At 58.5% G+C, this 12,255-nt stretch carries 9 protein-coding genes; 4 read left to right on the top strand and 5 right to left on the bottom strand.

The genetic code is table 11. The features are described from left to right. Positions 1 to 296: 296 nt before the first annotated feature. Positions 297 to 587: a hypothetical protein gene (locus ACW55A_RS06950; RefSeq protein ID WP_003418233.1), complete on the top strand. Its 291-nt coding sequence runs from the start codon at positions 297 to 299 to the stop codon at positions 585 to 587. Between the two features lie 52 nt (positions 588 to 639). Here ACW55A_RS06950 and ACW55A_RS06945 read toward each other — a convergent pair whose 3' ends face one another. The 4 genes from ACW55A_RS06945 to ACW55A_RS06930 all read right to left on the bottom strand — a co-directional run bounded on the left by ACW55A_RS06945 (position 640) and on the right by ACW55A_RS06930 (position 7,303). Beyond that, the gene (locus ACW55A_RS06945; protein WP_455809491.1) at positions 640 to 1,215 is read right to left on the bottom strand and encodes a BRO-N domain-containing protein; all 576 of its coding nucleotides are present in this window, start codon (positions 1,213 to 1,215) and stop codon (positions 640 to 642) included. Positions 1,216 to 1,632: 417 nt separating this feature from the next. Continuing rightward, a complete protein-coding gene (locus tag ACW55A_RS06940; RefSeq protein ID WP_498810954.1) occupies positions 1,633 to 2,751 on the bottom strand; it encodes an HNH endonuclease in 1,119 nt (372 codons plus the stop codon). A gap of 166 nt (positions 2,752 to 2,917) precedes the next feature. Next, positions 2,918 to 4,165 (bottom strand): ribonucleotide-diphosphate reductase subunit beta, encoded by a 1,248-nt coding sequence (locus ACW55A_RS06935; RefSeq protein ID WP_002554639.1) that lies wholly within the window; start codon positions 4,163 to 4,165, stop codon positions 2,918 to 2,920. A gap of 225 nt (positions 4,166 to 4,390) precedes the next feature. After that, positions 4,391 to 7,303 (bottom strand): ribonucleoside-diphosphate reductase subunit alpha, encoded by a 2,913-nt coding sequence (locus ACW55A_RS06930; RefSeq protein WP_003363268.1) that lies wholly within the window; start codon positions 7,301 to 7,303, stop codon positions 4,391 to 4,393. Positions 7,304 to 8,017: 714 nt separating this feature from the next. Between ACW55A_RS06930 and ACW55A_RS06925 the strand changes: the two genes are divergently transcribed. The 3 genes from ACW55A_RS06925 to fhuF are packed head-to-tail and all read left to right on the top strand — an operon-like array spanning position 8,018 to position 11,074. Further along, positions 8,018 to 8,755: a response regulator gene (locus tag ACW55A_RS06925; RefSeq protein ID WP_498810955.1), complete on the top strand. Its 738-nt coding sequence runs from the start codon at positions 8,018 to 8,020 to the stop codon at positions 8,753 to 8,755. A gap of 4 nt (positions 8,756 to 8,759) precedes the next feature. Next, positions 8,760 to 10,370 carry an ATP-binding protein gene (locus tag ACW55A_RS06920; protein ID WP_498810956.1) on the top strand — a complete coding sequence of 537 codons (1,611 nt, stop codon included), beginning with the start codon at positions 8,760 to 8,762 and terminating at the stop codon, positions 10,368 to 10,370. Beyond that, complete coding sequence (gene fhuF, locus ACW55A_RS06915) at positions 10,328 to 11,074, top strand: siderophore-iron reductase FhuF (RefSeq protein ID WP_455809488.1); 747 nt, start codon at positions 10,328 to 10,330, stop codon at positions 11,072 to 11,074. Before ACW55A_RS06920 ends, fhuF begins: the two co-directional genes overlap by 43 nt. Here fhuF and ACW55A_RS06910 read toward each other — a convergent pair whose 3' ends face one another. Continuing rightward, complete coding sequence (locus tag ACW55A_RS06910) at positions 11,075 to 11,800, bottom strand: 4'-phosphopantetheinyl transferase family protein (RefSeq protein WP_198288192.1); 726 nt, start codon at positions 11,798 to 11,800, stop codon at positions 11,075 to 11,077. Positions 11,801 to 12,255 lie beyond the last annotated feature (455 nt).

The following is a 12,255-nucleotide window of genomic DNA, read 5'->3' as shown; positions in this document are numbered from 1 at the left end:
AGTCTGTTTTCGATTCTGGCAGAAGGTTTAGGTCACCCCTTTGGGGTTACATCTAGTCTGCTATGTCGTTTTTTGGCACTTTTCCGGACCCTCTCGGATTTTTGTATAGCGACAAGCGCATCCACTTGCTACCCATATAGCGACTCTCTGCGCTGTGACAAAAACTTCACACGTCTCAAAATTCCCTCCCGCGAAGTGAGAAGACGCGTAGAAGGACTTCACTAAAATTGCTGGCCTAGTGATGTCATGGTAAAACCTTGCAACAGACACTCGTCTGCACTCGCTAAGGAATAGCCATGAAAAAGACAAGGACAGGCTTCGTCGCCATACTCGCATTCCTCTGTGCCTTCTCCGCAAACGCCAGAGAAGCCCAGGTAACAGACGCCTCAATCGTCAAAGCCATCATCCAGGAATCCATCGACAGCTACCCCGGCAACTGCCCGTGCCCCTACAACTCTGCCCGTAATGGCAGCCAATGTGGCAAACGCAGCGCTTACAGCCGCAAAGGCGGCTACGCACCGATCTGCTACAAGGATGACGTCACCAAAGAAATGATCAACGACTACCGACGCCGCCTGAAAGACTGATCCCACGAGACACAATGGCCGTTACCCACACGGCACGGCCATCACCACGCATTCAACCCAGCCGAGAAGCAGGCAGCACCGCCCGCCACCAGGACCTGCCCAAACTACGTGGCCGCCCCTCAACCTGCATCTGCGGATGCGCCAACAGCATCGGCATATCCCGCAACCGTATCCACGGCTCGCTGTGCCAGTGCAACATACTCACCGACAACCCCGGCCACTGCAGCATGCTCAGGTGCGGCGTGCGGTCATCGAACGGAACCTGCCCATCCCGCAACGCAGGCACCACCTCGTTGGTAAGCCACTGCCGCAACCCACGATTCTCCGCATGGTAGTGATGCACCATCATCGCGTACGCCCCTGACTCACTGACCATCAGCTCTGACTGCGCTTCGCCGTGCAGATCGAGCGTGATCATCCGGTGCTGGTCAGCGTCCAGCTTGCGCAGCGTCCGCTCGTTCAACGGCCAGCCGATCATGCGACCGAGATCTCGGGCGCTGAACCAGGGTTGGTTTTCAAGGAGGAGGGCGAGGAGTTGACGGTTGTGGCGGTGGAAGGGGGTTGGGGTGAAACCGGTACACACCTCGCGCGGCTGACGAGCACTTGCCCGAAATAGATTGCTTAACATGCTGACCTCTACGTATGAGCTGAAATGACGTTAAAGACCAACGCAGAGCGGGCGTAAGAAACCCCAACTGAGCGGATCAGCAAAGCCGAGATTCCCCGTTCAATTAGAACGATTGGAATCTGAAGCTATGCGTGAACTCGCTGCATCTACGTTGGGTGTTTCTTAGGCACCGGCGCATACCATACCGGCGCTGGCAACGTGTCGATATCGGACTTAGGAGGGAGAGACTGTCAGGGGTTTCCGATTTTTTGGAGTGCATTGGGTCTCGGCAGCTTGGATTAAGCTTGAAGTTGTGCGAATAAGGATTGCTTGATAGTTACTTGGTTTTAGGAACTCACGACCACTACACCGCCACAGGCGGTTGGCTAAGCCGTCTGTGCTCGGATTCGGTGATATTGAAACTCTGGTTTAGCAAAGTTAATGCTTGTTTTTGTTAGCTAGCCAAAGAGATTCTTTTGATGAAATTACTTTCTTAAGTATCTCATTTTTCTGCTCGCCCATTTTTCCGTAGTGAATTTCTTTATGACATGCCGGGCAGAGAGCTGCTATAAATTGTGGGTGGTCTAAGCCGCCATCTGATAAGCGATTTATGTGATGAGGTTCTAAATAAGGCTGTTCCTTTTTTGTGACGAAAGGAGCCGATTTCTCACAGCTCTCACATGCCCCATTAGCTCTTCGTAGCACATAGTCTTTTACTGCTTGGCTTCTAGCATACACTGTACGAATTGCCGTCATCTTGCCTTTGCTAGGCAATGCAACTGTTGCTTCATATGCGCGATTGCGGAGTATATCTATGTCAATTTCTTGTTGGTCTTCTTGCAAGATTTCTCTCGGGCTTTCTTCGTTTGTTAGCAGATCTATTACAGGGATTAGGTGAAATATTAAAACTTTTCGTGTAGTGCCTTCTCGATCTGGTCCGTCGGTCCACGAAATATCTGCGCATGAAAACTCACCAACGTATTGCTGTCCTTTCCGCTCATCAAGCGCTTTGAAAAGGTGTAAACTTCGACCAGTTTCAGCGTGTTTTTGAATAGCTAGATTACCCCTGGTTAGAGTCATATCGCCAATTTGGCCTTCACCTGTGTACGAGTAAACACCACTCGCATCGATCTCATCCCGATACCCGTATTGTTCGCCTGACGAACCAGTGAATAAAAATACTGCAGGTGCTTTATCTGATGGTGCTATCCCACTTTGGAAACTGCCGCCGAACGGCGCATGAATCTCAGACCTTCGGTCATATATTTCTCCCTTTACAAATTCAAGTCTTGGTGATTTACGTAGATCTACGACGTCAAACCCGCGAGCACGAAGATATCCATTTGTAGGCCTACCTCCAGTATAGTCATAAACGGCAATACCGGTAGCTAGCGAAACGATTTTTTTCGCAGGGTACAGCTGTCCCTCAACTCGGATAGCAAACTTATGTGACCTATTCGATTCCCATGTAGCCCAATCAGGCTGCTTCCTGAGCTCTTTGTCGAATTTCTTCAGTGCCTTTTCAATGGCTTTTTGTTCAACCGCCGGAATCGCCACTTCGTCATCCTTGTAGGAAAAATCTCCTACAACTGTACGAAATGGATGAGCCTCTTGGCTACCTATACGATTACTAAAGACAGAAATTTCTTAGATGATTTTACGCAGTTAATAAAAAAGGCCGCCTATCGGCGACCTTCTTTGTGTAGGACTGGACGATTGCAAATCAATCCCAGCTCAACGCCCCACCCGTCTGATACTCAATAACCCGAGTCTCAAAGAAGTTCTTCTCTTTCTTCAGGTCCATGATTTCGCTCATCCAAGGGAACGGGTTGGTCGTCCCTGGATACTCTTCCTTCAAGCCAATCTGGCTCAAACGACGGTTAGCGATGAATTTCAGGTAGTCTTCCATCATCGCAGCGTTCATGCCCAGCACGCCGCGGGGCATGGTGTCGCGGGCGTATTCGATTTCCAGCTGGGTGCCTTGCAGGATCATCTGCGTGGCTTCTTCTTTCATCTCGGCATCCCACAGGTGCGGGTTTTCGATTTTGATCTGGTTGATCACGTCGATGCCGAAGTTCAGGTGCATGGACTCGTCGCGCAGGATGTACTGGAACTGCTCGGCGACGCCGGTCATTTTGTTGCGGCGGCCCATGGAGAGGATCTGGGTGAAGCCGCAATAGAAGAAGATGCCTTCCAGTACGCAGTAGTAGGCGATCAGGTTGCGCAGCAGCTCTTTGTCGGTTTCGACGGTGCCGGTTTCGAACTTCGGATCGGAGATCGAACGGGTGTACTTCAGGCCCCAGGCTGCTTTTTTAGCGACCGATGGGATCTCGTGGTACATGTTGAAGATCTCGCCTTCATCCATGGCCAGCGATTCGATGCAGTACTGGTAGGCGTGGGTGTGGATCGCCTCTTCGAAGGCTTGGCGCAGGATGTACTGGCGGCACTCCGGGTTGGTGATCAGGCGGTACACGGCCAGCACCAGGTTGTTGGCAACCAGCGAGTCGGCGGTGGAGAAGAAGCCCAGGTTGCGCATGACGATGCGGCGCTCGTCGTCGGTCAGGCCTTCCGGGTTTTTCCAGAGGGCGATGTCGGCGGTCATGTTGACTTCTTGCGGCATCCAGTGGTTTGCGCAACCGTCCAGGTACTTCTGCCAGGCCCAGTCGTACTTGAAAGGTACGAGCTGGTTGAGGTCGGCGCGGCAGTTGATCATCATTTTTTCGTCAACGGCGACGCGGGCGCTGGCGCCTTCGAGCTCGGCCAGGCCTTCAGCGACGTCCAGTGCGTCCAGCGCTTTCTTGGCGCGGATCAGGGCAGCGGAGTCGGCGGCGGTAACGGCGCGGGCTTCTTGTGCAGCCAGGCCACCGGCGCTGTCGAGGCGGTCCATGTTGGCTTCGTTGGCGTGGCCGGCGTTGGTCGCTTTGGCGACTACTTCGCCGTCTTCTTTATCGAATTCGTCCCAGCTCAGCATGGTGTACTTCTCCTGCTTGAGGGTCAGTCGGGCGGACTGGCCTGTTGGATCCAGAGGGGGTGTTGCTTGCTTTTAAGGTGTTGCGCGCAAGGAACATGAATTTTTGGCTTTTGAGGCCTTTGGGTGAGGAGGCGGGCGGTAAGGGTAGGTTTCCCTTACCGGCCTCTTCGCGAGCAAGCTCGCTCCCACAGTTCTAAACGCGCTGTGGGGGCGAGGTGGGTTGCCTTACTGGCAAGCCTCACAATCCGGCTCGTCGATTGCGCAAGCCTTTGGCACTGGGGCCGGGCCGGCCGGAGCTGCTTCGGTTGGACGCGGGGCGGTGATCGCCGAGTCGTCCGGGCCGTGGCCGCCGCTCGATACTGCGTTGAGCTTGCCGGTGTTGACGGTGGATTTCTCGGTGCTGGTCGCGGCCAGGGCACGGAGGTAGTAGGTGGTTTTCAGACCACGGTACCAGGCCATGCGGTAGGTCACGTCCAGCTTCTTGCCCGAAGCGCCAGCGATGTACAGGTTCAGCGACTGAGCCTGGTCGATCCACTTCTGACGACGGCTTGCCGCGTCGACGATCCACTTGGTGTCCACTTCGAAAGCAGTCGCGTAAAGCTCCTTGAGCTCCTGCGGGATGCGCTCGATCTGCTGTACCGAACCGTCGTAGTACTTCAGGTCGTTGATCATGACCGAGTCCCACAGGTCGCGGGCCTTGAGGTCGCGTACCAGGTACGGGTTGATCACGGTGAATTCGCCGGACAGGTTCGATTTCACGTAGAGGTTCTGATAGGTCGGTTCGATCGACTGCGACACGCCAGTGATGTTGGCGATGGTGGCGGTCGGTGCGATGGCCATGATGTTCGAGTTACGGATACCTTTCTGCACACGGGCACGAACCGGCGCCCAGTCCAGGGTTTCCTTCAGGTCGACATCGATGTACTTCTCGCCACGCTGCTCGATCAGGATCTGTTGCGAATCCAGCGGCAGGATGCCTTTGGACCACAGCGAACCCTGGAACGTCTCGTAGGCACCGCGCTCGTCGGCCAGGTCGCAGGACGCCTGGATGGCGTAGTAGCTGACCGCTTCCATGGACGTGTCGGCGAACTGCACGGCAGCATCGGAACCGTACGGGATGTGCTGCAGGTACAGCGCATCCTGGAAGCCCATGATACCGAGGCCGACCGGACGGTGGCGCAGGTTGGAGTTCTTGGCCTGCGGTACCGAGTAGTAGTTGATGTCGATCACGTTATCGAGCATGCGTACTGCTACATCGACGGTGCGCTTGAGCTTGTCGGTGTCCAGCTTGCCGTTGACGATGTGGTTCGGCAGGTTGATCGAGCCCAGGTTGCAGACCGCGATCTCGTCCTTGTTGGTGTTCAGGGTGATCTCGGTGCACAGGTTCGAGCTGTGAACCACGCCCACGTGCTGCTGCGGGCTGCGCAGGTTGCACGGGTCCTTGAAGGTCAGCCATGGGTGGCCGGTTTCGAACAGCATCGAGAGCATCTTGCGCCACAGATCCTTGGCCTGGATGGTCTTGAACAGTTTGATCTTGCCTGGGTATTCGGTCAGCGCTTCGTAGTACTCGTAACGCTCCTGGAAGGCCTTGCCGGTCAGGTCGTGCAGGTCCGGTACTTCGGATGGCGAGAACAGGGTCCACGGGCCGTCGTCGAAGACGCGCTTCATGAACAGGTCAGGGATCCAGTTGGCGGTGTTCATGTCGTGGGTACGACGACGATCATCACCGGTGTTCTTGCGCAGCTCGATGAACTCTTCGATGTCCATGTGCCAGGTTTCCAGGTAGGCACAGACAGCGCCCTTGCGCTTGCCGCCCTGGTTGACCGCAACGGCGGTGTCGTTGACCACTTTCAGGAACGGCACGACGCCTTGCGATTTGCCGTTGGTGCCCTTGATGTAAGAGCCCAGCGCACGAACCGGTGTCCAGTCGTTACCCAGGCCGCCTGCGAATTTGGACAGCATGGCGTTGTCGTGGATCGCGTGGTAGATGCCCGACAGGTCATCCGGCACGGTGGTCAGGTAGCAGCTGGACAGCTGTGGACGCAGGGTACCGGCGTTGAACAGCGTCGGGGTCGACGACATGTAGTCGAACGACGACAGCAGGTTGTAGAACTCGATGGCGCGGTCTTCACGGGCTTTCTCTTCGATTGCCAGGCCCATGGCCACGCGCATGAAGAAGATCTGCGGCAGTTCGAAACGCACGCCATCCTTGTGGATGAAGTAACGGTCGTACAGGGTTTGCAGGCCCAGGTAGGTGAACTGCTGATCACGCTCGTGGTTGATCGCCTTGCCGAGTTTTTCGAGGTCGAATTCGGCCAGCACAGGGTTGAGCAGTTCGAACTTGATACCGGTGGCGACGTAGGCAGGCAGCGCCTTGGCGTACAGGTCGGCCATTTCGTGGTGAGTGGCGCTGTCGGCGACACCGAGGAAACCCAGGCCTTCGGCACGCAGGGTGTCCATCAGCAGGCGGGCGGTGACGAACGAGTAGTTCGGCTCGCGCTCGACCAGGGTACGGGCGGTCATCACCAGCGCGGTGTTGACGTCTTTCAGGGCCACGCCGTCGTACAGGTTTTTCAGGGTTTCGGTCTGGATCAGGTCGGCGTCGACTTCAGCCAGGCCTTCGCACGCTTCGGTGACGATGGTGTTCAGGCGGCCCATGTCCAGCGGCGCAAAGCTGCCGTCGGCGCGGGTGATGCGGATCGACGGGTGAGCCTGGACCTGCTCTTCGGGGGCGCGAACGGCACGCTCCTTGGCGCGCGAGTCACGGTAGATGACGTAGTCGCGAGCCACTTTCTGCTCGCCGGCACGCATCAGTGCCAGTTCGACCTGATCCTGGATTTCTTCGATGTGGATGGTGCCGCCCGAAGGCATACGACGCTTGAACGTGGCGCTGACCTGTTCGGTCAGGCGTGCAACGGTGTCATGGATGCGCGACGAGGCAGCAGCATTGCCGCCTTCAACTGCAAGAAACGCCTTGGTGATGGCAACGGTGATCTTGTCGTCCGTGTAGGGAACGACAGTACCGTTACGCTTGATCACGCGCAGTTGACCGGGGGCAGTGGCAGACAGATCCTGCTGGGTCTGGCTTGCCTGCGGCGCGCCGGTCGGCGAGTTCTCGCGAGTTGTGTCTGTTTGCATGTGTGACTCCACGTTCTTTAAGTTTGTTCGGGCATTGCTGCCCACCATTTCGTTTAGAGCAGTCAGTCGCAAAAGGCGACCAAAGGGCTCCAAAACGAAGGTGAAAGCGGGGTGCTGTCGCCGCTTCCAGGTTTTGAAGCCAAAAAGGACCGGGCTATGCCCGATCCTTCGAAAATCTGATCAAGAGTGCGTGTTCGATGTTGCAAAACGTGTACGGGATGGCTCTGGTTCACGCGCGAGCGTCTTGGTGCCTAAACTGGCTTGAAGTTCAACCCCTCAGACGCAACAAAAATGCTTGAATTTCCCATTTGAGTTGTGCTGGCGTTTTTGTTCAAAACCCCACATGTAGGGTGTGTCTCGTCGCCGGGCTACAAGATAATGCGTTTTGGACATGAATTGCAACGCACCGCTTGTGGATAAAGTGTGTGTAGTTTGTGTATGAATCGCACACCTTGCGTGTAGGCCGCATAACTACTGGATCGTGACCGTTTGTCACCGTTTTCTGTAGGCCCTGGTGAGGCACTGCTGATTTTTAAGGGCGCGAACCCTATCACAAAAAAACACAGCTGAAAGGCCGTTCTGGCATGTCATGTGCTGTGCCGCGTGCGGTGTCGTGTGATCCGCGCAAGGGTTGCTACACTCGCCTGCGACGTGGTGCCGCAACCCCTGCATTTCAAAAACAAAAAGCGCTCGATAACGACAAGGAAGATTGCTGTGGAGCCACATACCTGGCACGTGCTGATCGTCGAGGATGACAAGCGCCTGGCCGAACTGACCAGCGATTACCTGCAGAGTCACGGTCTGCGCGTGAGCATAGAAGGCGACGGCGCGCTGGCGGCGGCGCGGATCATCGCCGAGCAGCCGGATCTGGTGATCCTCGACCTGATGCTGCCCGGCGAGGACGGTTTCAGCATCTGCCGCAGCGTACGTGACCGCTACGACGGGCCGATTCTGATGCTCACCGCGCGCACCGATGATACCGACCATATAGAAGGGCTCGACACCGGCGCCGACGATTTCGTCTGCAAACCGGTGCATCCGCGCGTGTTGTTGGCGCGTATCAAAGCCTTGCTGCGCCGCAGTGAAGCGCCGCAGGTGCCGGCTGCCGAGCTGCGCCGTCTGGTGTTCGGTCCGTTGGTGGTGGACAACGCACTGCGTGAGGCCTGGCTGCGCGAGCAGAGCATCGAACTGACCGGTGCCGAGTTCGACCTGCTGTGGCTGCTGGTGGCCAACGCCGGGCGCACGCTGTCCCGCGAAGAGATATTCACCGCGTGGCGCGGCGTGGGGTACGACGGGCAGGATCGCTCCATCGATGTGCGTATCTCGCGTATCCGCCCGAAAATCGGCGACGATCCCATTCATCCGCGTCTGATCAAGACCGTGCGCAGCAAGGGCTATCTGTTTGTGCCCGAAGCGGCGCAGGACATGAGCGGCCACGTGTTCAGCGGATGACCTGATGAATTCGATCTTTCTGCGCATCTACGGTGGCGTGCTTGGCGTGTTGGTACTGGTCGCGCTGCTTGGCGTGCTGGCCCTGCATGTGCTCAATCAGTCGCGCGGCGAGCAGTATCGCGAGCGCTTGGCTCACGGCACCTTTACGATCATGGCCGACAATCTGGTGCCGCTCGATGGCATCGAACGGCGCCGCGCCCTGGCGATCTGGGAGCGCCTGCTGGGGATTCCCCTGAGCCTGCAAAGCCTTGAGCAGGCCCACCTCGACAGCAGCGCACTGGGCCAACTGGCGCGCGGCAAGGTGGTGGTCGAACAGATCGGGCCGCACGCTGCCAGGGTTTATCGTCAGTTGAGCGACAAGGAGCCGCTGTTGCTGACCGGCGAAGTGCAGCAGATCACCGAACAATTGGCGAGAGCCACTATCTACCTGCTGATCGATGAACTGGTGCGCTTTCCGGTCGACGAGCAACCGGCGCGGCTGCTGGCCCTGCGCAGCGACAAGGGATTCGGTTTCGACCTGCACCTGCTGGCGCTGGATCAGGCGGATCTGGACGATGACCAGCGCCGCCGCGTCTATGAGGGCGATACGGTCATGGCGCTGGGCAAGGGCGGCGATTCGATCCGCGTGCTGGCCGGGATCGTCGACACCAACTGGGTGCTGGAAATCGGTCCGCTGTACCAGATGAACCCTTATCCGCTGCATTGGCTGTTGCTGATCGCCTTGATGGGCCTGTGTCTGATTGGTCTGGTGGTGTACTTGCTGGTGCGGCGTCTGGAGCGACGGGTGCTGGAGCTGGAGGCGGCCGCCACGCAGATTGCCCAGGGCAGCCTGCACACCCGCGTGCCGACCGAGGGCTCCGACTCGGTGGGGCGTGTGGCGGCGGCGTTCAACAGCATGGCCGAACACCTGCAACGCTCATTGATGATCCAGCGCGAACTGGTGCGCGCGGTGTCTCACGAACTGCGCACGCCGGTGGCGCGGCTGCGTTTCGGTCTGGAGATGGTCAGCGACGCCGCCACTCCCGAGGCGCGGCGCAAATACATGCGCGGCATGGACAGCGATATCCAGGACCTCGACAAGCTGGTCGATGAGATGCTCACCTACGCGCGTCTTGAGCAGGGCGCGCCGACCCTGAATTTCCAGCGTGTCGATCTGGATGCGCTGATCGATCAGGTGATCGCCGAACTGGCGCCATTGCGCGCCGACGTACGGGTTTCGCGCGGCGAATGCCTGAGGGCTGAAGAGGGAGAGGCGGCCTGGGTCGAGGGCGAGCCGCGCTACCTGCACCGCGCGGTGCAGAACCTGGTGAGCAATGCGCTGCGCCATGCCGAGAACGAGGTGCGCATCAGCTATCGGCTGGAGGCGCAGCAGTGCCGTATCGACGTGGACGACGATGGCCCTGGCGTTTCGGAACAGGCGTGGGAACAGATTTTCACACCGTTCATGCGCATCGATGACAGCCGCACCCGAGCCTCGGGCGGGCATGGGCTGGGTTTGTCGATCGTGCGGCGGATCATCCATTGGCATGAAGGGCGTGCGCTGATCGGGCATAGCGTCAGCCTGGGCGGGGCGTGCTTCAGCCTGTCCTGGCCGCGCACGCAGGTGCCGCGTTGAGCTTGCCGTCGTTTGTCGGGCCATTTGCGCAGTTCGGGCGGACGTTGCTGACGGCGGATGATGCGCGCCCGGTAGTGACGTTGCCTGATCTGCTGCAACCCGAGCGTCTTGATCAGCTGCTGCTGGCTGTTTATGGGCCGCAGCTGATGCCAGATCAATTGCCGGTGCTGGTGTCGCAGTGGGCCAAGTTTTACTTCATGCAACTGATTCCGCCGGTGCTGGTGGCCGGCCTGGTGCATGACTGGCATTGGCCGTTGCAGCTTGAGCAGGTAGCGCTGGCGTTGGATGAGCGCGGCGTGCCAAACGGCATCAGGCTGGCGGAGGAGGGACGCGTCTGGCGGGGTATGCCGGTTGATCCGTTTCAGCGCTTTGCCGGATTGCTCGATGACAATCTTCAGCCCTTCATTGCATCGCTGAGCGCTTATGGCGGACTGCCTGCCGCGGTGTTATGGAGCAGCGCCGGGGATTATCTGGAGGGCTGCCTTGCTCAACTGGCCACGTGCAGTGATGTGTCGCTGGCTGCGGGGCTGGCGCTGTTAAGCGAGAAGAAAAGGCCGGACGGGCGCGCCAATCCTCTGTTTCAGGCAGTGCGTTATGTGCCGCAGGCGCAGGGCGGCGAACCACGCAGGCAAAGGCGTGTGTGCTGTTTGAGTCATCGGGTCGAGTGGGTTGGGCGTTGCGAACATTGTCCGCTGCCCGGCTGATCAACCTTCGACGGCAACCAGGCTCAACAGGTGATCGTCCTGCACACTGAACTGACCGTCCAGCTCCTTGCCCGCATGCCACTCGCTGGACAGGTCGATCAGCAGCTGTAGCCGTGCGCGGCCGTCGGCGGACCATTCCAGCAGTTGCGCGTCTTCGAAGTAGAAGCGCTTGTGCACGATGGGGTAGAGCGCCTTGAACAGCGCTTCCTTGATCGAAAAGGTCAGGGTCACGCGCAGTGCGATCTGATCTTCTGGACCCGCCGCCATCTCTGCCAGCTCGGCCGCCGTCAGAATCTCCCCGGCCAGGCGTGAGGCGCGGTCGTGGCTCAGCAGGTTTTCCGTGTCCAGCCCCAACCCGCGCCACTGCTGCTTGTGCGCCACCACCGCGGCGGCCCAGCCGGTGCTGTGGGTGATCGAGCCACAGACATCAGCGGGCCAGATTGGCGCGCGGTCTTCCCCCACCACCGGAACATATAAGCGGCCATCCAGCTGACGCATGGCTTCGCGGGCGCAGAGACGACCGGCGAGGAATTCAGTCTGACGTTTGGCCACCGAACGCTGAATGCTCGCCGGCATTTGCAGCTCACAACGCTGAAAGTCGCCGTCGACCAGCTTGAGCGGATCAAAATGTCCACTCACCAGCACCGCTCCCGGCAAGGCTTGTGGCAACGGCCAATGCCGGATCAGTTCCGGGCAGCAGATGGGGAGGTCGGATAGTCGAGTCATGGGCGGCATTTTGCCGGGGGAATGGGTTGGAGGGAAGGGCACTGGTAACATCTGCGTCCTCTTGACGACGCAGAGCGTCGAGACCTGCATTCCCACGCTGGAGCGTGCGGAATGATCGTAACTATCGTGCGTCGCTCCGCGCCGCATGCCTTTCCGGACGCTCCGCGTCCTCTTGGCGACGCAGAGCGTCGAGAACGGCATTCCCACGCTGGAGCGTGAGGAACGATCATCGCAACTATCGTGCGTCGCTCCGCGTCGCATACCTTTCCGGACGCTCCGCGTCCTCTTGGCGACGCAGAGCGTCGAGAACGGCATTCCCACGCAGGAGCGTGAGGAACGATCACCACAACTATCGTGCGTCGCTCCGCGTCGCATGCCTTTCCGGACGCTCTGGGTCCTCTTGCGACGCAGAGCGTCGAGAACTGCATTCCCACGCAGGAGCGTGCGGAACGATC

The sequence above is a fragment of the Plantibacter cousiniae (nom. nud.) genome (assembly GCF_977070315.1).
This window is presented reverse-complemented; position numbering and strand designations above follow the sequence as displayed.

Bases quoted from the DNA above. Each gene is read 5' to 3' on its own strand.
- ACW55A_RS06910 (WP_198288192.1), bottom strand. From the start codon at position 11,800: ATGACTCGACTATCCGACCTCCCCATCTGCTGCCCGGAACTGATCCGG.
- ACW55A_RS06950 (WP_003418233.1), top strand. From the start codon at position 297: ATGAAAAAGACAAGGACAGGCTTCGTCGCCATACTCGCATTCCTCTGT.
- ACW55A_RS06920 (WP_498810956.1), top strand. From the start codon at position 8,760: ATGAATTCGATCTTTCTGCGCATCTACGGTGGCGTGCTTGGCGTGTTG.
- ACW55A_RS06935 (WP_002554639.1), bottom strand. From the start codon at position 4,165: ATGCTGAGCTGGGACGAATTCGATAAAGAAGACGGCGAAGTAGTCGCC.
- ACW55A_RS06945 (WP_455809491.1), bottom strand. From the start codon at position 1,215: ATGTTAAGCAATCTATTTCGGGCAAGTGCTCGTCAGCCGCGCGAGGTG.
- ACW55A_RS06930 (WP_003363268.1), bottom strand. From the start codon at position 7,303: ATGCAAACAGACACAACTCGCGAGAACTCGCCGACCGGCGCGCCGCAG.